The 21344-nt window shown below is 37.9% G+C and carries 20 protein-coding genes; 10 read left to right on the top strand and 10 right to left on the bottom strand.

Annotation, left to right across the window (positions count from 1 at the left end; translation table 11 throughout):
• The first annotated feature begins 50 nt into the window (after positions 1–50).
• Both NOX80_RS06000 and NOX80_RS05995 read left to right on the top strand, forming a co-directional pair.
• A complete protein-coding gene (locus tag NOX80_RS06000; RefSeq protein ID WP_256552022.1) occupies positions 51–971 on the top strand; it encodes a PorP/SprF family type IX secretion system membrane protein in 921 nt (306 codons plus the stop codon).
• Positions 972–990: 19 nt separating this feature from the next.
• On the top strand, positions 991–2862 hold the full coding sequence (locus NOX80_RS05995) for an OmpA family protein (RefSeq protein ID WP_256552023.1): 1872 nt from the start codon (positions 991–993) through the stop codon (positions 2860–2862).
• A gap of 73 nt (positions 2863–2935) precedes the next feature.
• Here the strand turns inward: NOX80_RS05995 and clpX are convergent, their stop codons facing one another.
• The 8 genes from clpX to NOX80_RS05955 all read right to left on the bottom strand — a co-directional run bounded on the left by clpX (position 2936) and on the right by NOX80_RS05955 (position 11329).
• Entirely contained in the window at positions 2936–4168 is a 1233-nt protein-coding gene (clpX, locus tag NOX80_RS05990; RefSeq protein WP_256552405.1) for an ATP-dependent Clp protease ATP-binding subunit ClpX, read from the bottom strand.
• 48 nt (positions 4169–4216) lie between these two features.
• Complete coding sequence (gene clpP, locus NOX80_RS05985; protein ID WP_256552404.1) at positions 4217–4876, bottom strand: ATP-dependent Clp endopeptidase proteolytic subunit ClpP; 660 nt, start codon at positions 4874–4876, stop codon at positions 4217–4219.
• An 82-nt stretch (positions 4877–4958) separates the two neighbouring features.
• Complete coding sequence (gene tig, locus NOX80_RS05980) at positions 4959–6284, bottom strand: trigger factor (RefSeq protein ID WP_256552403.1); 1326 nt, start codon at positions 6282–6284, stop codon at positions 4959–4961.
• Positions 6285–6407: 123 nt separating this feature from the next.
• A complete protein-coding gene (locus NOX80_RS05975) occupies positions 6408–6746 on the bottom strand; it encodes a phage holin family protein (protein WP_256552402.1) in 339 nt (112 codons plus the stop codon).
• A gap of 85 nt (positions 6747–6831) precedes the next feature.
• Entirely contained in the window at positions 6832–8430 is a 1599-nt protein-coding gene (locus NOX80_RS05970; protein ID WP_256552401.1) for an SGNH/GDSL hydrolase family protein, read from the bottom strand.
• A gap of 19 nt (positions 8431–8449) precedes the next feature.
• The gene (locus NOX80_RS05965) at positions 8450–9703 is read right to left on the bottom strand and encodes an OmpP1/FadL family transporter (protein ID WP_256552400.1); all 1254 of its coding nucleotides are present in this window, start codon (positions 9701–9703) and stop codon (positions 8450–8452) included.
• A gap of 145 nt (positions 9704–9848) precedes the next feature.
• Entirely contained in the window at positions 9849–10616 is a 768-nt protein-coding gene (locus tag NOX80_RS05960) for an alpha/beta fold hydrolase (RefSeq protein WP_256552399.1), read from the bottom strand.
• On the bottom strand, positions 10616–11329 hold the full coding sequence (locus NOX80_RS05955) for a pyridoxine 5'-phosphate synthase (RefSeq protein ID WP_256552398.1): 714 nt from the start codon (positions 11327–11329) through the stop codon (positions 10616–10618). The genes NOX80_RS05960 and NOX80_RS05955 overlap by 1 nt, the downstream gene beginning before the upstream one ends.
• A gap of 94 nt (positions 11330–11423) precedes the next feature.
• Between NOX80_RS05955 and NOX80_RS05950 the strand changes: the two genes are divergently transcribed.
• The 8 genes from NOX80_RS05950 (at position 11424) to murI (ending at position 19701) form a co-directional block, all read left to right on the top strand.
• A complete protein-coding gene (locus tag NOX80_RS05950) occupies positions 11424–12083 on the top strand; it encodes a CBS domain-containing protein (protein WP_256552397.1) in 660 nt (219 codons plus the stop codon).
• A 9-nt stretch (positions 12084–12092) separates the two neighbouring features.
• Complete coding sequence (locus NOX80_RS05945) at positions 12093–12977, top strand: NAD kinase (protein ID WP_256552396.1); 885 nt, start codon at positions 12093–12095, stop codon at positions 12975–12977.
• Positions 12978–13131: 154 nt separating this feature from the next.
• Positions 13132–13815: a type IX secretion system protein PorG gene (porG, locus tag NOX80_RS05940; RefSeq protein WP_256552395.1), complete on the top strand. Its 684-nt coding sequence runs from the start codon at positions 13132–13134 to the stop codon at positions 13813–13815.
• A 4-nt stretch (positions 13816–13819) separates the two neighbouring features.
• Positions 13820–14560: an isoprenyl transferase gene (locus NOX80_RS05935; RefSeq protein ID WP_256552394.1), complete on the top strand. Its 741-nt coding sequence runs from the start codon at positions 13820–13822 to the stop codon at positions 14558–14560.
• Positions 14493–17240 carry a BamA/OMP85 family outer membrane protein gene (locus NOX80_RS05930; protein WP_256552393.1) on the top strand — a complete coding sequence of 916 codons (2748 nt, stop codon included), beginning with the start codon at positions 14493–14495 and terminating at the stop codon, positions 17238–17240. The genes NOX80_RS05935 and NOX80_RS05930 overlap by 68 nt, the downstream gene beginning before the upstream one ends.
• A gap of 41 nt (positions 17241–17281) precedes the next feature.
• Positions 17282–18316, top strand: coding sequence for an OmpH family outer membrane protein (locus tag NOX80_RS05925; RefSeq protein WP_256552392.1), 1035 nt, complete (start codon positions 17282–17284; stop codon positions 18314–18316).
• A 17-nt stretch (positions 18317–18333) separates the two neighbouring features.
• On the top strand, positions 18334–18846 hold the full coding sequence (locus tag NOX80_RS05920) for an OmpH family outer membrane protein (protein WP_256552391.1): 513 nt from the start codon (positions 18334–18336) through the stop codon (positions 18844–18846).
• A 69-nt stretch (positions 18847–18915) separates the two neighbouring features.
• Positions 18916–19701: a glutamate racemase gene (gene murI, locus NOX80_RS05915; protein WP_256552390.1), complete on the top strand. Its 786-nt coding sequence runs from the start codon at positions 18916–18918 to the stop codon at positions 19699–19701.
• A 75-nt stretch (positions 19702–19776) separates the two neighbouring features.
• Here the strand turns inward: murI and NOX80_RS05910 are convergent, their stop codons facing one another.
• Both NOX80_RS05910 and NOX80_RS05905 read right to left on the bottom strand, forming a co-directional pair.
• Positions 19777–20289 carry a gamma carbonic anhydrase family protein gene (locus tag NOX80_RS05910; RefSeq protein WP_256552389.1) on the bottom strand — a complete coding sequence of 171 codons (513 nt, stop codon included), beginning with the start codon at positions 20287–20289 and terminating at the stop codon, positions 19777–19779.
• Positions 20290–20348: 59 nt separating this feature from the next.
• Positions 20349–21344: a PorP/SprF family type IX secretion system membrane protein gene (locus NOX80_RS05905; protein WP_256552388.1), complete on the bottom strand. Its 996-nt coding sequence runs from the start codon at positions 21342–21344 to the stop codon at positions 20349–20351.

Genomic DNA, 21344 nt, shown 5'->3' with positions numbered 1-21344 from the left:
AGACCTGCCTGATTAATCGGGCAGGGACTTTATTTACAAACAGTATACCAATGAAGAAAATATATTTGACCGCCTTTTTAGCCTTAATAGGATTAAATGAGGCCTCAGCACAACAAGACCCGCATTATACACAGTACATGTATAATATGAACGTCATCAACCCGGCTTATGCCGGTTCGAAGGAGACTTTATCATTCGGATTGTTGTACCGCAAGCAGTGGGTTGATTTGGAAGGCGCGCCGTCTACGGCTACCTTTTCGGGTCACAGTCCTGTAGGTAAGAATGTCGGATTAGGACTTTCCGTTATTTCCGATAAGATCGGTCCTGTAAAGGAGAATAATGTTTATGCGGATTTCTCCTACACACTTAACTTAGGTGGTGAGCACAAACTTGCTTTGGGATTAAAAGCAGGAGCGACTTTCCACAAAGTAGGATTACTATCGGATGTAAGCCCGTTTGTACCGGATGCCAATGACCCTGCTTTTGCAGAGAACACCAGCCGCACGTTTTTTAACGTTGGATCGGGTATTTTCTACTATACGCAGAAGTACTATTTAGCTTTATCGGTACCCAACATGTTAAAGTCGACGTATTTGGATTACAACGGTCGTAAATTCGGATCAGACACCCAACACTACTTTGTAACGGGGGGTTATGTCTTTGATTTGAACGAGAACCTTAAATTCAAACCGTTCTTTATGGTGAAGTCAGCATTCGATGCACCGACTTCCTTAGATGTATCGACCAATTTCCTGTTTCATGAGAAATTCGAAATCGGAGCTACTTACCGATTGGATGATTCCTTCGGAGCGATGGTAAATTATGCGATCACGCCAAGTCTTCGCATCGGTTATGCCTATGACCACATCGTATCTGATTTGAAAGTAACCACACCTTCTTCGCATGAAGTTATCTTATTATTTGATGTAAACTTCTCTAAGAAAGTGTCCCGATCTCCGAGATATTTCTAATATAAAAGCGACCTAAGACATGAAGAATTTATATATCACTTTAAGTTTTGTGATCGCTAGTTCGACACTATCGGCACAAAACAAAGACACCCAAAGCGCCGACAAACTCTTTAATCGATTTGAGTATGTCGATGCAGCAGATGCCTACCTCAAGTTGGTAGACAAAGGCAAAGCTGACGGATACGTTTACAAACAACTGGCCGACAGTTACTACAATGTATTCAACGCATCAGAAGCCAGTAAATGGTATGCCAAAGCAACCAGCGAGAAGCAGGATGCCGAGACGTATTATCGTTATGCTCAAATGCTAAAGGCAGAGGGGAAATACGATGAGGCGAACAAACAAATGCAGAAGTTTGCCAGTATGGCACCCAACGATCAGCGTGCGGTAGCGTTTAAACAAAACCCGAATTATTTACCGAAACTGAACGAAAAAGCGAAATCCTTTGATATCAAAAACATGGATATCAATAGTGATAAATCGGATTTCGGAGCGGTTTTAAGTAATGACAACACCCTGTATTTTGCCTCAGCCCGAAACACTTCCCGTAAAACCTACGGATGGAACGAACAACCGTTCCTGGATTTATACAGCGCTACCTACAATACAGACGGTACTTTTAGTCAGCCTACCCCGGTAGAGAGTATCAACTCGAAATACCATGACGGACCGGCTACCATTAGTGCTGATGGTAACACGATGTATTTTGCCAGTGAGAGTTTTAAGGAAGGTTTGTTTGAAAAAGACAAAGCTCAGAAACTGAAATTCGGACAGGTAAATTTATTTAAAGCGACTAAAAACGGAAGCCAATGGAGTAACATTACTTCTCTTCCGTTTAACAGCAAGGATTACTCTACCAGTAACCCAAGTTTAAGTAAAGACGGAAAAACCTTGTATTTCTCTTCGAACATGCCGGGCTCGGTTGGCGGAGTGGATATCTGGAAAGTAGCGATTAACTCAGATGGTACTTACGGAACACCGGAGAATCTGGGTAAAAAGATCAATACCGAAGGAAATGAGAGTTTCCCTTTTATTACAGATGATAACAAATTATACTTTTCATCAGATGCGCGTCAGGGCTTTGGAGGAATGGATGTTTATGTGATCGACTTAAACAAAGGAACGGATGCTACTAACGTTGGAAAACCGGTGAACTCGGAGAAAGATGATTTTGCATTTAGTTTTAATACGACTAAAAACATTGGATTTGTATCGAGTAATCGTGCGGGTGTAGACAACATCTATATGGCGATTCCGGTTTGTGGTGTTGAAGTAGTTTCGTTGGTTCGTGATGCTAAGACCGGAGCGAAATTATCCGGAGCACGTGTGGCAATCTTAGACGAGAAGAACAACATCATCTCTACTAAAACAACCGAAGCAGACGGTACAGTATCGTATGCTGTAGAATGTGATAAAGCTTACACGATTCAGGTAGCCAAAGACGGTTATGAAAGCAATACTTTCCCGGTTAATAAAACCAAAGGAGGTATCGTTAACGTTAGCGCCGACTTACAGCCGATCGATGTTATTGTTACGGAAACTGAAGTTATCTTAAATGATATCTATTTTGAATACGACAAGAGCAACATTACCCAACAGGGTGCTTTTGAGTTAGACAAATTAGTTCAGGTAATGAAAAATAACCCGGCAATGGTAATCATGGTTAAATCGCACACTGATAGCAGAGGTAGCGATAAATACAACATGAATTTATCAGATCGTCGTGCAAAATCTACAGTACAATATGTAATCTCTAAAGGAATTACTAAGGACAGAATCTCCGGAAAAGGTTACGGAGAAAGTGAGCCGAAAGTAAACTGTGGTGATAACTGTACGGAAGAAGAACACGCTAAAAACAGAAGATCAGAATTCCTGATCGTGAAGAAATAATAAACAATATCTGACAGGTTTTAAAAACCTGTCAGATATCATAAAAAAGGGCAATCAAATTGATTGCCCTTTTTTATGATACTGCTTTTAATCGTTGCAGTAAGTTTTTATCCAGTGAATGTTCTGCATATTTTTTATCGATAATCAGTTCTTTTTCGTCTGATCCCGGTAATTCATACATCGCATCGGTTAAGATGGCCTCACATAATGATCGCAATCCTCTGGCTCCTAATTTATACTCCAAAGCCTTATCTACGATAAAATCCAACGCATCATCAGTAATCGAAAACGCGACATCATCCATTGCAAAAAGCTTTTTATACTGTTTTACCAATGCATTTTTAGGTTCTGTTAAAATAGCGCGTAATGTATCGCGATCCAAAGGATCCATATGCGTTAATACCGGTAAACGTCCGATAATTTCCGGAATCAAACCGAAATCCTTAATATCTTTCGGAATGATATATTGTAACAGATTACTTTTATCAACCTGATCGGCATTTTTAGAGGCAGTATATCCTACCGCCTGATGATTAAGTCGTTTTGAAATAATACGTTCAATACCATCAAAAGCACCTCCGGCAATAAAAAGGATGTTTTGCGTGTTGACTTCAACAAATTTTTGATCCGGGTGTTTACGTCCTCCTTTTGGCGGGACATTCACTACCGTTCCTTCCAATAATTTCAGAAGTGCCTGTTGTACACCTTCACCGGAAACATCACGGGTAATAGACGGGTTATCACTTTTACGTGCGATCTTATCGATCTCATCAATAAACACAATACCGCGTTCCGCTTTAGCCACGTCATAATCGGCTGCCTGTAAAAGACGAGTTAAAATACTTTCCACATCTTCTCCTACATAACCGGCTTCCGTCAACACAGTAGCATCTACAATCGCTAAAGGCACATTTAACATTTTTGCGATGGTTTTGGCCACTAATGTCTTACCAGTACCGGTCTGCCCCACCATAATGATGTTACTCTTTTCGATTTCAACCTCATCATCCAACTGTTTCTGCAACAAACGCTTATAATGATTGTATACAGCAACAGACAAAACTTTTTTGGTTTGTTCCTGTCCGATCACATATTGATCCAGGAACGAACGGATCTCTTTGGGTTTACTTAGTACCAAATCGGCCAATAACCCTGAATTTTCATGCTGTTTTAATTCTTCTAAAACAATTCCATGTGCCTGTTCGATACAACGATCACAGATATGTGCGTTGATTCCGGCAATCAGCAGATTTGTTTCTGGCTTTTTTCTTCCACAAAAAGAACACTCTAATACTTCTTTAGCCATTTTTATTCTCTTAAAAAGTGAAGATGCCGGGAAGCATCTTCAAAAAAATTATTGTCTTATTAATACTTCATCGATCATTCCGTACTCTTTTGCCTCATGTGCAATCATCCAGTAATCACGGTCACTGTCATGGTGTACTTTTTCCATTGGCTGTTTTGAGTGTTTTGAAATGATTTCGTATAACTCCGTTTTCAGTTTTAAGATTTCTCTCGTTGTAATTTCGATATCAGAAGCCTGACCTTGCGCTCCTCCTAGCGGTTGGTGAATCATTACTCGGGAGTGTGGTAACGCAGAACGTTTTCCGTCGGCTCCGGCACATAATAAAACAGCTCCCATAGAAGCGGCAATTCCGGTACAGATTGTAGCCACATCCGGTTTTACCAATTGCATGGTATCGTATATTCCTAAACCGGCATATACACCTCCACCCGGTGAATTGATGTAAATACTAATATCTTTAGAAGCATCTACACTTTCCAGAAATAGCAATTGCGCCTGGATAATATTGGCCACATAATCATCGATAGCCGTTCCCAAAAAGATGATACGATCCATCATCAAACGGGAGAAAACGTCCATAGAAGCGACATTCATCTGGCGTTCTTCTATGATATATGGTGTCATACTACTTACAATTTTATCATAGTACATGCTATTAATACCATGGTGTCTGGTAGCATATTTTTCAAATTCTTTTCCGTAATTCATAGTACAATTTTTGTTTATAATTAAAAAAGAGCGTCAGACAAATTTGTCTGACGCTCAAATATACTTATTTTTTTACTACAATTTATTCTCCGTACATTTCTTTAATAAAGTCTTGGTAAGAAACTTCTTTAGTTTTTGCCGAAACTTTTTCTTTGAATACATTTAGTAACTTTTGGTTCATTACCTGCTCAGAAATACGTTTAACTTCTTCCTGATTTGACAATACTCTTGCTACGATATTTTCAACCTCAGCATCAGACGGATCCATTTGTCCGAATTGCGCCATTTGCTTTTTGATTAAGTCAGCCGTGAACGCTTTTAAGTCTTCGAAAGTGATCTGTAAATTGTTCTCAACGATAACTTTACTTTCGATTAACTGATAACGTAATCCTTTTTCAGATTTTGCATATTCTTCTTCAGCCTGCTCAGCAGTTAACGGGTTTTCACCTACTGTCTGAATCCATTTTTTTAGGAATTCAGCCGGTAATTCGAATTTTGTATTTTCGATTAAGAATTCCGTTACATCATTTAAGAATTTCTGATCAGCCTGAGTTTCAAATTGCTTATCAGCATCTTCTTTGATTTTCTCTTTCAATTCTTCAACTGAAGAAACGATTCCTGCACCGAATAATTTATCTAATAATTCCTGATTGATTTCAGCTTTCTCAGAAGTATTGATCTCTTCAATTGTGAAGTTCACTTCGATATCTAAACCATGTACATCATCGTGATCTACTTTTAAGTAATCCATTAGTTTGTGATCGTCATCAAACAAACCTTTAGTACTTAAAGCTACAACATCACCTACTTTTTTACCGATGAATTTTTTGATCGCTTTTTTATCTTTGAAGATATCCAAAGTAATATTTACGGTATTGTTGATTCCTTTTTCTTCGTTAGAGAAAGTACCTCTTAAATCGTCACCTTCTTCAACGCTTTCTTTAGAAACCAATTTTCCGTATTGTTTTTGGATACGTTCAACCTGCTCCTCTAACATTTTGTCATCAACAGTAATGTTGAATTTTGTGATTTTGTTTTTAGCGCCTAAGTCAACTGTGAATTCAGGAGCAAGTCCTAATTCGAACTCAAATTTATAATCTTCAGTATCCCAATCGAAATCTTCCGTAACTTTAGGAAGCGGATTTCCAAGGATATCTAATTTTTCTTCAACTAAATAATCGTTTAATGAATTTTGCAACAATTTATTTACTTCATCAAGAAGAACGGCTTTCCCGTACTGTTTTTCGATTAAACTCATTGGTACAGCACCTTTTCTGAAACCAGGAATACTAGCATTTTTGCGATAATCTGCTAAAACTTTCTGAACCTGACCGGTGTAGTCTTCTTTCGTAACTTCAACTGTTACAATCGCATTTAATGCATCAACATTGTTTCTTGTAATATTCATTATTTTATTTTTTACATACTAAAATTGGGTTGCAAAATTATATATTTTTTACAACCCATCCAAGTTTTTAACTTATTGTATCTCAATAAGCTAAAAAATATCTTTTAAATCCTGTTTTCTACTTTAGTCTTTCACAAAAAGATTCAGTATCCACTGACAAACTGAAAGCACAATACTAAAAAATAAGGCGTTAATAAATGATTTCACTTCGAATCCATCGATCAGATAATCACAAATTAAAATCATCACAGCATTGATCACTAACAAAAACAATCCTAACGTTATTACCGTAACAGGCAGGGTAAAAAACACGAGTATCGGTTTTAAAAATGTATTCAGCAAAGCTAATACCACCGCTACAATAAGAGCCGTTTTAATACTATCTACAGAAATTCCCGGTAAAAAATTTGCTATAACCACCACCAGAATGGTCGTAATCAGGAGTCTAATAAGTAAATTCATACTATAATATTTTATTTAGTGTTATAAAAATATAAAAAAGCACTGAAAAATCAGTGCTTTTTTCACAGTGTACTCTTATTATTTATTATTGATTCGTAGTCACAATCGTTATACCCGGATAGGTACCACCACTAACCAACGGTAGTTTTGCATTATAATGTGTATTAATCACTTTAATCACTTCATTTGCTATGATCGCATAACCTCTCGGATTCGGATGCACACCATCAAGGGAGAACAATACTGTATTAGCATTCGTACCGTCAAAATAACTTGCCGTATAAACTTGTCCATCCTCTACTCTTAGCCCACCGGCTAATTGATTCATAATTGCATTCATATCGGCAACAGCTAAGTTTTTAGATTGCGCTGCCGCTCTGATAATTGCATTAAAATCAGAAGTTGCAGAAGCAATCGCTGTCTTTTCTGAAGGAATCAAAACGTGTTTATCTTCTAGCGGATAAGTAACACCATATTTATTCAATGGCGCCGGGATTCCAGCCGGAGCCGTTCCGATAACACTACTAGTCGTTAACAAGATTAAATCATTATTAGTTGTTTGTCTTGCCTGTCCGAAAATCTGCCCGTATTGTGCTGCCAAAGTCGGCCCTAATGTAGGCGTAAAAGCTGCTGTTAATTGTGGTGCAAGATTTGTCAGAGTTTCATCTTTAATCAAAAGCGGATTTTTACCCGTTGCTGTAAGCAAATTGATACGATCTCCTGCTCCAAAAGCAGTTAGTGCTTGTTTTAACGGTCCGTACAATTGCGTATTTAGCTGTTGAATAGCTCCCGCACCTGTAGGATCCGGCGCACTTGCAACAGCCGCAGCAGTTAATGGATTATAAGGAACTGTTGTAAAAAACGGAATAGCAGTAACAGCCGGAATTGTAGCCACAACACCTTTTGCTCCTCCGGAAGTTAGCGCAGCAATTATTGCATTATACGAAGCCGAGAATACCGCAGAAGGTGTAATATCAGCTGAACCTATCCCAGAAGTAGAACCTGCTCCACCATTGGTAGCATATCCTAAAACATCATTATTCCCGATCCAATTCGTAAAGAAAGTTGGATTTTTTGTCATCGCATCACCAATAACAGTAGAATTAGGTGTCATTGCAAATCGAACAAAATACGGGTTAGCAGTTTGCATTGATAAATTAGCCGGATTTCCATATCCCTGTAAAGTCAGGTGAAACGTTTTTGCTCCGGGCACGCCCATATTATTATATGCTTTTGCCTGTTGTATCAACGTAACTGTTGACGTTCCCGCAATAGGCTGTACGCCTTGCGGAACCGGTTTTCCGGCCGCGTCATATATAACATTTCCATTCCCATCAGTTTTCGGTGCCAAGTTAAAAACCAAACGATTTGGAAATCCCGGGATACCTGCGATCCCGCCCAAATTATTAACATCTTCTTCATAAGAAGGTTGTGTAAACTCACCACCGCCAACTACAGCAAACTGATGCGCTAAGATATTAGGAAACGAATATTGCTGTCCCACTCTTGACACAGTACCGTCCATGTAACCAGAAGTCAGGGAATTCCCGATAGCAACATATGAACTGAAATCCGCTTCTCCTGCCGAATAACTTGCATTCGAAACTTCATTTTCAAATTCCGGCTCACAGGACGCTAATCCCATCGCTGCCAAAACTGCAAAATATATAAATTTATTTTTCATAATAGATCCGATAAAAAGATTAGAAACTATATGTTACACCCAAACCTGGTGAAAACACAGATGATTTATAAGTTCCACCAAAACTAACATTTTGATTAGCACCTTCTGTATAGTGGTCATAACTGTTATCCACTTCATCAAAATGCAAGTAAAGGAATGACACGTCGATACCAAAACGTTTTCCGATTTGATAAGTCAAACCTCCTGTATACCCCATAGAACTGTTTCTTGGTGTTTCCGGTGCAAAGTATCCATCCTGAACCGGACTTTCATCATGATACCATCCTGCTCTGAACGTAAATTTCTCGTTTGCTTTGTATTGCGCACCGATTCTATACGTTGTTGCATCTTTATAATTTCTAGGATTATTGGATGTAGGCGCTCCGTTAGCGAACTCTACCACCAAAGCTTTATAAGCACTCCACATCGCTCTGTTAATATCAAAAGCTACAAGGAATTTATCGGTAATCTGATACGATAAACCTGCTGTTAACTCAGCCGGCAAAGGTAAATCAGCATTAAATTGTGTATTCGTCAAAGTTCCTTGTAAAAAAGCCGGAACATCGTGGAAAGTTGCATCTCCGTCACGGGCTTCCATTACGATTTTTGAACGATAGTTAACCCCTAAACGCATTTTGTTTGTCGGGTTAAACATAAAACCAACATTATATCCCCATCCGGAGATCCCTTTAGCATCCAATGTTACATCAGGACGATTTCCGTTAGCATCGGTAATATTATCTCCACGGAACAGGTTTCTGTTAAATTCAACAGAACCATTCACATAGATAGGACCACCACCTACACTAAAATATTCGTTTACTTTTAAGGAGATTGTTGGCTGAACGTAAAATGATTTCAGGTCAATTTTATTTACTAAATGAGCACCCTGCCAATCCTGATTCCATGCTACCTCACTACCGTATGGTGTATAAACGGCTAATCCGGCAGAAAGCCAGTCCGTTATTCTATAAGAAGCATAAATATTGAAAGGGGTTCCTGTATTTGTTGTAGAAGCATTCCAGTTGTACATTTCATTCTGGAATTTTGTTTTTGCAGTAAGAATATTAGCCCCTACAGAGACATTGAATCGATCTTTCAGATAAGACATCCCGGCAGGATTGAAGAACAATACTTCTGCACTATTCACAACAGCAACTCCTGTATGTCCCATTGCTAATTGCTTCTGCCCTTGAAGGCTCACACGATACCCGCCTGCAAAAGCACTCGAGGAAGCCAAAGCTAACAATGTTAAAGATAGCAGTTTTCTCATAAGTTAAAAATGTGTTAGTTTTATTTGTTTACATTCAATTATTGAATATATCAAATTTATAACAAAATATGGATTTTACAATTTTTTTAAGAAAAATATTATGCACTCATAATATTTATTTCCATATTTTAACAACCCTTCAATTTTAACCTTTTAGAAATGAATTTACTGCCTCAAAAAAATCAGCAGGATTTTCAGCATGCAGCCAATGACCTGCATTTTTAATCGTTATAAGCTGCGCTAAAGGAAAATGATGTTCAATCAGCTCAGTGTCTTCATTTTTAATATATCCGGATTTTTCACCTTTTAAAAATAAAACCGGCTTTCCGAAATACCCGTCATACGGCAAAGATTCCCCTATCACTTCCTGATTCTTTACAAAAGCATTCAGATTAAAACGAAACGCTAACTGCCCGGGTTCTTCCCAATACAGGTTTTTCAACAGAAACTGTCTTGTCCCAAAATCAGGAATATAATTACTAATGATAGCTTCCACTTCTCCTCTTCCCGGCTTTTTAGAAAAATCGACCGCACTCAGACCTTGTAAAATTTCCTGATGATGCGGTGCATATTGCTTCGGCCCAATATCGGCTACAATAAGCTTATCAACCAGATCCGGATATTTAACCGCCACCAGCATTGCCACTTTACCACCCATTGAATGTCCCAAAAGATCGATATGCATCAGATTATGCTCCTGACAATATTGACACACATCTTCCGCCATTAGCTGATAGCTGAATGCATCCGAATGAAAACTCTTTCCGTGATTCCGCATATCCAGCGCATGTACTTCATATCCTTCGGCCGCAAACTGAGTTCCAAGTGTTTTCCAATTATCTGACATCCCCAGGAAACCGTGAATAATTAAAAGCGGCTTTCCTTTTCCTTCAATTCTCGAATACAATCCCATTACTTTAATCTTTGTAAATACATATTCACTACATTTTCCAAACCCAGATAGATGGATTCAGAAATCAATGCATGCCCGATGGAAACTTCTAACAATCCCGGAATATTTTCTTTAAAGAATTTAATATTATCCAGACTCAAATCGTGTCCGGCATTTACACCCAGTTCCAGCTCAGTAGCCATTGCCGCCGCCGCCGCATAAGGTTCAATTCCTTTTAAGTTACCCAATCCATATTGATGGGCGAACTCCTCGGTATACAATTCGATACGATCTGTTCCGGTTTCTTTAGCTCCGGCCACCATCTCCAAAACAGGATCTACAAAAATTGAAGTACGAATCCCATTTCGCTTAAACTCGGCAATCACTTCTTTTAAAAAATCCTTGTGTTTTATGGTATCCCACCCCGCATTTGACGTTAACGCGTCATCTGCATCCGGAACCAATGTCACCTGAGTAGGCTTGGTTTCCAATACAAGATCCATAAATTTCTTTACCGGATTCCCTTCAATATTATATTCTGTATGAACAACCGCAACTAAATCACGTGCATCCTGATAACGAATATGGCGTTCGTCCGGTCTTGGGTGAACAGTGATTCCCTCTCCGCCAAATTTCTGAATATCTCTTGCTACCTGTAACAGGTCCGGCACATTCCCACCTCTTGAATTTCGTAAAGTCGCTATTTTATTGATATTTACCGAAAGCTTTGTCATAATCAAACTATTTTCCCACAAAAATACAAAGTATAATTAAGCGGTAATGTCCTATTTTTTGATTATTTTGCATTCGATTTAAGACACTCTTCCCATGACTGAAATTTCAGACTATATCATTAAGGAAATCAATCCGCTTCACACCGATGAAAGCATTGAAACCGCTCAGGATCTTTTCCTGGAATTCCCTTACAGCCACTTTCCTATCGTTGAGAACGGTATCTACATAGGCTGTATCGGAGCCCATGATGTGGAATTGCTGGATCACGACATGAAAATCGGTGATTTCCGTTATACTTTCGAACGTTTTTTTGTTCGTAAAGACACGATGTGGCTTGATGTTCTGGAAGTTTTTGCTAAAAACGAAGCCAATCTGATACCTGTATTAGACCACGATAATAACTATCTGGGCTATTATGAGATGGATGATATCATTCGTTTTTTCCATGAAACTCCGTTTTTAAGAGAAGAAGGCGGTATTCTTATTGTCGAAAAAGGAGCAGCGGAATACAGCATGAGTGAAATCAGTCAGATCGTTGAAACCAACAATGCACGTATCTTAGGCTTATTCATTTCTAAAGCCGATCTGGATCGCGTTCAGATTACCATCAAAATCAGTTTGGGCGGATTAAACGAAATCATTCAGACTTTCCGCCGTTACAATTATGAAATAGTTTCCGAACATCAGGAAGATGCTTACCTGAACAATCTAAAAGACCGATCGGATTATCTGGATAAATATTTAAACATTTAAAACACACGTATGAAAATAGCAATTTACGGTTATTACTATCAAAAAAACACTGAAGAGATTATCCATAAAGTTTTTGATGTTTTTAAAAACTACGAAACTGAGGTGGTTTTTGAAACCGACTTTCATACGATATTACTGGAAAAAGGAATCATAACTACGTCATTTCCTACATTTTCCAACCACACCCAACTCGATAGTTCCGTTGACTTTTTTATCAGTATCGGTGGCGACGGTACGATGTTGCGTGCTGCTACTTTTGTAAAAAATAAAAACATTCCGATAGTCGGCATCAATGCCGGGCGTCTGGGTTTTTTAGCGAATGTACAGCAAGACGCGATTGAACATTTACTTCCGTTACTATTTGAAAAGAAATATAAAATTTCGCAACGCTCTTTATTAAGTCTGGAATGTTATCCGGAAGAATGTAACATTTACGATCTTAATTTTGCATTAAACGAAATTACAGTTTCCCGAAAAGACACAACTTCGATGATCACAATTGAAACCTGTCTGAACGGAGAATACCTTACTTCTTATTGGGCAGACGGACTGATTATTTCCACTCCAACCGGATCTACCGGTTATTCGCTAAGTTGCGGTGGTCCGGTGATTACTCCGGATGTAAAATGCATCATCATAACTCCTATAGCACCACATAATTTAAATGTACGCCCTTTGATTATTTCAGATGAAACTGAAATCAAGCTTAAAGTCTCCGGCAGAGAACCGCAATTCCTTGTATCGTTAGACTCCGGCACCAAAGCAATTGACAACGAAACGGAGATTCATATCAAAAAGGCACCTTTTACCATAAATATGGTTGAGTTTCCGGAAGAAGGCTTCTTAAAAACATTACGCAACAAACTTCTTTGGGGCGAAGACAAAAGAAATTAAACCTTTTTTTTGAAATTGAAGTCATACTAGAAACCGTTTTATATCGTTCTATTGTTCTATGCCTAACTGCCGCTAATCAAAAAATAGCTGAAAAAACGCGCAATTAAATGGTTTAGAAATCAATATTATTATATTTGCACACTATTTTAGAAAAATGAGTCGAATCCTTATTGCATTTTTACTGGTATTTACCTATACAAATTCGCATGCTCAGATTAATGAGCTGGGTCTTTTTTTAGGCGGAAGCAACTATGTAGGAGACGTGGGGCCAACCAATTACATTGCTCCAAAAGATTTTAGCTTCGGAATTTTATACAAATGGAACCGTAGCACAAGACACTCGTACAGAATTTCTTATACTCAGGGAAAAATAAGCGGAAGTGATGCCGATTCGAAGGTTTCCGGAAGAAGAGACCGGGGTTACAGCTTTGAAAATTCCGTAAAAGAATTATCTTTAGCACTCGAATTCAACTTTTTTGATTTCGATTTACATAATTCCGGGCCAATGACTACTCCTTATATTACAACCGGAGTAAGCTTGTTCCGCTATGATGAATTGTATGTATTAAACGGCAAAACCCGTACAGATGATTCCCGAAATGCCTTTGCTATCCCGATTATTGCCGGGATCAAAACCAGGTTGACGGATCATTTTATTCTCGGGCTTGAAGTAGGTGCACGTTATACATTTACAGACAATTTAGACGGAAGCAATCCAAAAAACGATCAGTTCAAACGATTGCAGTTCGGGAATCTAAACAGTAACGACTGGTATATTTTTTCAGGGATCACCTTAACGTATACGTTTGGTCAAAACCCATGTTTTTGTGCAGAATAAATAAATGGATTTAGAAAATACAATTAATAAAGAGAACCTTCCCAAACATTTAGCCATCATTATGGATGGTAACGGTCGTTGGGCAAAACAGAAAGGAATGCTTCGTGCCTTTGGCCATGAAAACGGGACCAAATCGGTGCGAACAACCGTTGAATGTTGTGCCAAATTAGGGATTGAATATCTTACTCTTTACGCTTTTTCAACTGAAAACTGGAACCGTCCAAAAGTTGAAGTAGAGACACTAATGAAACTCCTTGTTAAGTCTCTGAAAAGCGAACTTCCTACATTACAGAAAAATAAAATCCGATTAAACTGCATCGGTTCAATTCAGCATTTACCGGAATCCGTACGCAGGGAACTTTTTGAAGTAATCGAAAAAACACAGGACAACGACAGAATGACGCTAACACTGGCATTAAGCTACGGTTCACGCGAAGAAATTGTCTCTGCTGTAAAAAACATCTGTGATAAAGTTAAAAATAATATAATTTCATCAGCCCATATTGATGAATCAATTATAAATCAGCATCTTTACACGCATAATTTACCCGATGTAGACCTAGTAATCAGAACAAGCGGAGAACACCGTATAAGCAACTTTTTGTTATGGCAAATTGCTTATGCCGAGTTCTACTTTACTGACGTATTATGGCCTGATTTTAGAGAAAAAGATTTATATGAAGCAATCATCAGCTATCAAAAAAGAGAACGTAGATTTGGAAAAACAAGCGAACAAATTAAATAATTCACCAATGCTTCAAAAAGGAATACAACTACTTTTTGCCATTTTAATTTTAGGAAATATTTCCAAAATAAATGCTCAGGAACAGCATACCGGACCTGAAACAGGTCGCCAATACATACTAGGAGGAGTAAATGTTACCGGTAAAATCAGTTATAACGAACAGACAGTTGTTACCTTTTCCGGTTTGGAAAAAGGACAAATGATTAGCGTTCCGGGTGAAGACATCAGTAATGCGATCAAAAAACTTTGGAAGCTTGGGTTATTCAACGACATCAACGTATATTTCAATAAAATACAAGGAGACAGTATCTTCCTGGAATTAAGCATTCACGAATTACCAAAACTACAGGATGTAAAATTCACCGGTGTTAAAAAAGGAAAAAGTGAAGAATTCATTAAAGACAACGACCTTAAAAAAGGGAAAGTGGTTAATGAAAACTTACTGACTACTACACGTAACTACATCGAAAACAAATATAAAAAAGACGGTTATTTTAACACTAAAGTAACCATTAACACCATTGCCACCGACTCAACCGACAATCATGTAAACATGGTTATTCTTGTAGATAAAGGCAAAAAAGTAAAAGTTTCCGATATCGAAATTACCGGAAACCATATGATGTCTGCTTCCAAAATACGGAAGGCGATGAGTAACACTAAGATTAAAAGTCCGTTTAACCCGATGCGTCTTTTCAAATCTTCAAAATACATCAAAGACAAATACAAAGAAGATTTAACTTCAGTAGTCGAGAAATATAAGGAAAAAGGATACCGTGACGCCCGAATCACTTCGGACACAGTAACCTATAACAAAGACAATAATACCGTAGCCATCAAACTAAATGTTGAAGAAGGAAAACGTTACTATTTCGGTGACATCCGTTTCCTTGGAAACACGGTTCATACCGATCGTGAGTTAAGACGACTATTAGGAATCAACAGAGGTGACGTATACAACGGAAAAATACTTCAGGAACGTATTGCGAACAAGAAAAGTCCGGATGCAGAAGATCTTACCAACCTGTATCAGAACAACGGTTACCTGTTCTCGAACATCAACCCTGTTGAAGTACGTACAGCAAACGATACTATCGATTTCGAAATCCGAATTGTAGAAGGTCCGATTGCTTATTTCAACAATGTTACCGTAAAAGGAAATGATAAAACAAACGATTATGTTATCTATCGTGAGTTGCGTACACGTCCGGGACAAAAATGGAACAAACAAGATGTAATCCGTACTATCCGTGACTTAGGAGCTTTACAATTCTTTGATCCGGAAGCAATCCGTCCGGAAGTGAAAAACGCCGATCCTGCAACCGGAAGTGTTGACGTGGAATGGAGCGTAGTTGAAAAAGGATCCAGCCAGGTAGAATTACAAGGTGGTTACGGTGGAGGTGGTTTCATCGGAACTCTGGGATTATCTTTCAATAACTTCTCCATTAAAAATATATTTAATAAAAACGCTTATCGTCCATTACCAATGGGTGACGGACAAAAGATGTCATTACGTTTACAAGGTAGTACCTATTTCCAAACCTACAGTATTTCCTTCCAGGAGCCATGGTTAGGTGGTAAAAAACCGGTGAGTTTCTCGACTTCGATTTCACACAGTAAACAGTTTTTATACAACTACCAGACACGTGATGTAACTCGTAGCCAAAGTTTCAACATTACAACTTTATCAGTTGGTTTAGCAAAACGTCTTACAATCCCGGATGATTATTTCCAATTATCGCACGTTGTGAGTTTCCAATATTATGATTTGAACAATTATAACACAGGATTATTTACATTTGGTAACGGATCATCTAAAAACCTTACCTATACAATTGGTTTAAGTCGTAACAGTAAAGGTTTCAACCCGATTTTCCCAACTTATGGTTCAGAATTTAGTATTTCTGGAAAATTTACCTTACCTTACTCGTTATTTAACGGAGTAGATTACGGTGATTTAGGAAATCAGGAAGCCTATAAATTGAAAAATAACGGTGCCGGATATCTGAACTCAAACAATATTTTTGTACCATCAGGTTCTTATATTGATTCAAACGGTAACCCGGTAACTAATTTCAGAGATGCAGCTGCTGATCAGTCTTTAGTAGATCAAAAGAAATTTAATTGGTTGGAATATTACAAAGTAAAATTCAAAGCCGATTGGTATACAACAATTTATAACAAATTAGTATTGCGTTCTTTAGGAGAATTCGGTTTCCTTGGAGCTTACAACCAATCCAGAGGATTAGTACCGTTTGAGCGTTTCTATTTAGGTGGTGACGGATTAGCTAACTTCTCGATGGACGGACGTGAGGTAATTCAGTTACGCGGATACCCGAATCAATCCTTAACTCCGATCATTCAGGAAGGTTCTCAAAAAGGACAACAATCCGGAGGAACCATTTACAACAAGTTCTCATTAGAATTACGATACCCGATTACCATGAATCCATCAGCTTCAATTTACGGATTAACATTCCTGGAAGCCGGTGCTTCATTTGATTCATTCAAATCCTATAATCCGTTTGACCTGAAACGTTCTGCCGGATTCGGATTACGAGTATTCATGCCGGCATTCGGTTTATTAGGAATCGATTTCGGATACGGATTCGATGCGTTACCGGGACTAACACAAAAGAATGGTTGGGAAACGCACTTTATCATTGGACAACAGTTTTAATAAAGTTTGGCACGATAGTTGAAAAATAATATTTAAATGGTATGAAAAAATATTTTTTATTGGCACTTGTAACTTTTGCTACCTTATCAGCAAATGCGCAAAGCAGAGGTATTCGTATAGGTTATATCGACATGGAATATATTCTGGAAAAAGCACCGGAATATGCCGAAGCGAAAAACCAACTTGAATTAAAAGCACAAGGCTGGAAACAGGAGATCGAAGCCAAAAAAAATGAAATAAACAAATTAAAGGAAAGCCTTAAAACAGAAAAGGTTTTGCTTACTAAGGAGTTAATCTCTGAAAGAGAAGATGAGATTAAATTCCTTGAAAACGAAATGTTGGATTATCAGCAAAAACGTTTTGGTCCGCAAGGTGATTTGATGACGCAGAAAACCATGTTGGTTAAGCCAATTCAGGATCAGGTTTTCAATGCTGTACAGGACATTGCTGAAGCCAAAAAGTATGATTTTGTATTTGACAAATCATCTGATCTGACGATGCTTTTTGCTGCACAACGTTTTGACATCAGTGATCAGGTTTTACGTGTATTAACCCGTTCTCAGAAAAAAGAACAGCTGACCAAAAAACAGCAAAAAGAACTGGAAGCACAGGAACGTAAAGAAGATATGGACAGTGCTAATCCGGATCAGGTAGAACGTCAACGTAAAATTGATGAGCGAAAAGCAGCTCGTGAAAAATTAATCGCTGATCGTAAAGCGGCCTTAGAAGCGAAGAAACTGGAACAGGAAGAAAAGAGAAAACAGTTACTTGAAGACAGAAAAGCGAAACAAGGCGGTAACAAAACAGAAAGTAAACAGACTGATAATAAAACGGAGAACAAACAACCGGACGGAAGTACTGTAACCACTCCGGCTGCTGATCCGAAAGCCGACATTAAAGCGGCACAACAGGAAGCTCGTGAAAAACAAGCACAGGAACGTCAGCAAAAAATTGAAGAGCGTAAAAAAGCTTTGGAAGAGAAAAAACAAAGAATTTTAGAAGAAAGAGAAAAAGCTAAAAAAGAACGCGAAGAAAAATTGAAAAATAAGACAACAGAAAATAAATCAGAAAATTAAATTAAATACCTAAAACAATGAAACAGTTAAAAACTTTACTTATCGCTGCTGCACTTTTCATTGGTGCGAGTCAAACTATTTCCGCTCAGGCAAAAGTAGCTCATATCAACGTAAGTGATTTGATGACGAACTACCCGGACATGAAAACAGCACAGGCTCAAGTGAAAAAAATTGGTGAGACATACGATGCACAATATAAAACTATGGTTAGTGAGTATCAAGCCAAATTGAAAAAATACGAGTCAGAAGCAGCAACTGTAACTGAGGCTATAAACGAAACACGTTCTAAAGAAATGCAGGACATGGGACAAAGAATCCAACAATACAGAGAGAATGCAGGAAAAGAATTACAACAAAAAGAATTAGATCTTGTAAAACCAATTATGGAAAAAGCAAGAGCTGCTATCCAAAAAGTTGCTAAAACTAAAGGATACCAGTATGTTTTAGATTCTACAGACGGAAGTGGTGTAATTTTAGCTGATGGTCCGGATTTGCTAGGAGATGTTAAAAAAGAATTAGGATTTAAATAATCCTATTGCGATATACATAAAAATAAAACTGCTCTTTTTCCAAGGGCAGTTTTTTTTTATATTTGTGTAATGAGTAGTAAAAATCCCATAGGCCTATTCGACTCCGGTGTCGGAGGCATATCGATCTGGAAAGAGTTACACCAACTCCTCCCGCATGAAAGTACCATCTATTTAGCCGATAATAAAAACGCTCCTTACGGCCAGAAAAGCAAAGAAGATATTATTCGGTTAAGCTCTAAAAACGTAGACTATCTCATCGAACGCGGTTGTAAAATGGTAATTGTAGCCTGTAATACTGCAACAACTAATGCCATTAAAGAATTACGCGCTCAATATGACATCCCCTTTATCGGTATTGAACCGGCTATTAAACCGGCAGCCAGTCAGACCAAGACCGAAACAATTGGAATATTAGCTACAAAAGGTACCTTAAACAGTGAGTTATTCCACAAAGCAGTATCCAACTACAAACACCTCAATATAATTGAACAGGTGGGCTATAATCTTGTCCAATTGATTGAAAACGGTGATCTGGAATCCGAAGAGATTAAAGAATTATTAAAAACCTATCTTGACCCGATGGTAGCAGCTAATATGGATTATCTCGTATTAGGTTGCACTCATTATCCGTTTTTGATTCCTCAGATAAGAGAAATCATACCGCATCATATCAAGATTATCGACTCAGGTGAAGCTGTTGCCAAGCAAACCAAAAACATATTGGAGCAAAACGATCTTTTAAACACATCCGGCGAAGTAAGTCAACATTTATTTTACACCAATTCAAAAGCAAATGTGCTGAAAAAACTTTTAGGTCCGGAATATGCTGAGAATGTAATGTTCACCGATTTTTAAATTCAGCTTCGCTATAACAACAAAAAAACCTGTCCATTGTAATGAACAGGTTTTTTTATTTATAAGTACAAAGTTCTACTCTTTAAACCAACTTGAATACATCACGTAATTATTCGAAATACGCTCGATTTCCCCGGCGAAATCCGAAGCATTGATATCTTTAACCTTCTTAGCCGGAATTCCCGCGTAAATCGTCCCGGATTCAACCACAGTATTCTGTGTTACTACAGATCCCGCTGCAACTATAGCATTACTTTCGATTACACAATTATCCATCACTATAGCCCCCATTCCAATGAGCACATTATCTTTAATTGTACAACCGTGAACAATAGCATTATGCCCAATCGAAACATTATTCCCGATAATCGTAGGATGCTTCTGATAGGTACAATGAATCACTGCTCCATCCTGGATATTTACCTTATCCCCTATCGTAATAAAATGAACATCACCTCTTATAACAGCATTAAACCAAACACTGCAAGAAGCACCAAAAGTCACATCACCGACTATCGTTGCATTTTCGGCCACATAACAATCTTCCGGAATCTGAGGATATTTACCTCTAACTTCTTTTATAATCATAACCTTTCAAAAAAAATTGTCCCGAATAAATCGGGACAGAATTAATAATCTCTTTAATATTAGTTAACTGCAGGACAGTGACAATCGTATGGTTCACGCTTACAGAATAAGTTGATCCCCAATGTAATTTGGTGGAATCCTGAATTATCAAATTTAACATCTCCTGTCAGGTGTGAATACGTATATGAGAACATAAAGTTTTTGTAGTTCACCCCAACTATAGGTGTAATATATTGTAGTTTTTGATCACTTACACTGTTATCGGCTACAAACTGTGCTCCGTCGAAACTTCTTCTATATGACAAACCACCCCATAGCTTACCGAATTCCATTTCCTTGTAAACTTTTAGGTTGATATCAAACGTTTTCTCTTTTGTTTTATCCACGTACTGCAACATGAAAGAGGGCTCCCATGACAATCCGTTATCACTGTTTCCAAAAACATAACCGGCACTCCACAAATATTTTCTTAAGTTATCACTTTCGATATCCGTGTAAATATCACGTTTATTCGATACCGCGTTCTTAACGGTGAAATGCGTAAAGAAATCCAAGTAGAAGTAAGACGCCCCAAGATCCACATTAAAATAAGAATCCTTCTGTTTCATACCTGCTACAATCGGATCATACTCATTTCCGAATTTAGATTCATCTAATGTACTTTGTACCAAACCGGCACTCATACCAAATGATAATTGATTCAAATCGTTAACACCTCTTGAAAAACGAATATGGTGAGCATATGTAATTTTACCTCCCATTTGTGAATGATAACCATTCTTATCATTAAATGCAATAATACCAATACCTGATTGTTCTCCTACACTGGTATTAAAACTCAAAGTCTGCAATGCAGGTGCATCATCCTGTCCGAACCATTGTTGTCTGGCCGTTAAACGAATCTTCCCACAATTAGCCGCTCCCGCCATTGAAGGGTGAATCAAATAATAGTTATCTGATAAATAATCAGAATAAACTGCAATCCCTTCCTGCGCGAAAGACATTTGGGATAAAAATAATGCTAAAACTAAATAACGTTTTTTAAAAATATTCAT

This window comes from Flavobacterium cerinum, assembly GCF_024496085.1.
GTDB classification, from domain to species: domain Bacteria; phylum Bacteroidota; class Bacteroidia; order Flavobacteriales; family Flavobacteriaceae; genus Flavobacterium; species Flavobacterium cerinum_A.
The sequence above is the reverse complement of the archived record's forward strand: the minus strand, read 5'-3'. Positions and strand labels throughout refer to the sequence as shown.

Bases quoted from the DNA above. Each gene is read 5' to 3' on its own strand.
- NOX80_RS05945 (WP_256552396.1), top strand. From the start codon at position 12,093: ATGAAAATAGCAATTTACGGTTATTACTATCAAAAAAACACTGAAGAG.
- tig (WP_256552403.1), bottom strand. From the start codon at position 6,284: ATGAATATTACAAGAAACAATGTTGATGCATTAAATGCGATTGTAACA.
- NOX80_RS05905 (WP_256552388.1), bottom strand. From the start codon at position 21,344: ATGAATATTTTTAAAAAACGTTATTTAGTTTTAGCATTATTTTTATCC.
- NOX80_RS05950 (WP_256552397.1), top strand. From the start codon at position 11,424: ATGACTGAAATTTCAGACTATATCATTAAGGAAATCAATCCGCTTCAC.
- NOX80_RS05930 (WP_256552393.1), top strand. From the start codon at position 14,493: ATGAAGCAATCATCAGCTATCAAAAAAGAGAACGTAGATTTGGAAAAA.
- NOX80_RS05925 (WP_256552392.1), top strand. From the start codon at position 17,282: ATGAAAAAATATTTTTTATTGGCACTTGTAACTTTTGCTACCTTATCA.
- porG (WP_256552395.1), top strand. From the start codon at position 13,132: ATGAGTCGAATCCTTATTGCATTTTTACTGGTATTTACCTATACAAAT.
- NOX80_RS05960 (WP_256552399.1), bottom strand. From the start codon at position 10,616: ATGGGATTGTATTCGAGAATTGAAGGAAAAGGAAAGCCGCTTTTAATT.
- NOX80_RS05910 (WP_256552389.1), bottom strand. From the start codon at position 20,289: ATGATTATAAAAGAAGTTAGAGGTAAATATCCTCAGATTCCGGAAGAT.
- clpP (WP_256552404.1), bottom strand. From the start codon at position 4,876: ATGAATTACGGAAAAGAATTTGAAAAATATGCTACCAGACACCATGGT.
- murI (WP_256552390.1), top strand. From the start codon at position 18,916: ATGAGTAGTAAAAATCCCATAGGCCTATTCGACTCCGGTGTCGGAGGC.
- NOX80_RS05995 (WP_256552023.1), top strand. From the start codon at position 991: ATGAAGAATTTATATATCACTTTAAGTTTTGTGATCGCTAGTTCGACA.
- NOX80_RS05955 (WP_256552398.1), bottom strand. From the start codon at position 11,329: ATGACAAAGCTTTCGGTAAATATCAATAAAATAGCGACTTTACGAAAT.
- NOX80_RS06000 (WP_256552022.1), top strand. From the start codon at position 51: ATGAAGAAAATATATTTGACCGCCTTTTTAGCCTTAATAGGATTAAAT.
- NOX80_RS05975 (WP_256552402.1), bottom strand. From the start codon at position 6,746: ATGAATTTACTTATTAGACTCCTGATTACGACCATTCTGGTGGTGGTT.
- NOX80_RS05970 (WP_256552401.1), bottom strand. From the start codon at position 8,430: ATGAAAAATAAATTTATATATTTTGCAGTTTTGGCAGCGATGGGATTA.
- clpX (WP_256552405.1), bottom strand. From the start codon at position 4,168: ATGGCTAAAGAAGTATTAGAGTGTTCTTTTTGTGGAAGAAAAAAGCCA.
- NOX80_RS05935 (WP_256552394.1), top strand. From the start codon at position 13,820: ATGGATTTAGAAAATACAATTAATAAAGAGAACCTTCCCAAACATTTA.
- NOX80_RS05965 (WP_256552400.1), bottom strand. From the start codon at position 9,703: ATGAGAAAACTGCTATCTTTAACATTGTTAGCTTTGGCTTCCTCGAGT.
- NOX80_RS05920 (WP_256552391.1), top strand. From the start codon at position 18,334: ATGAAACAGTTAAAAACTTTACTTATCGCTGCTGCACTTTTCATTGGT.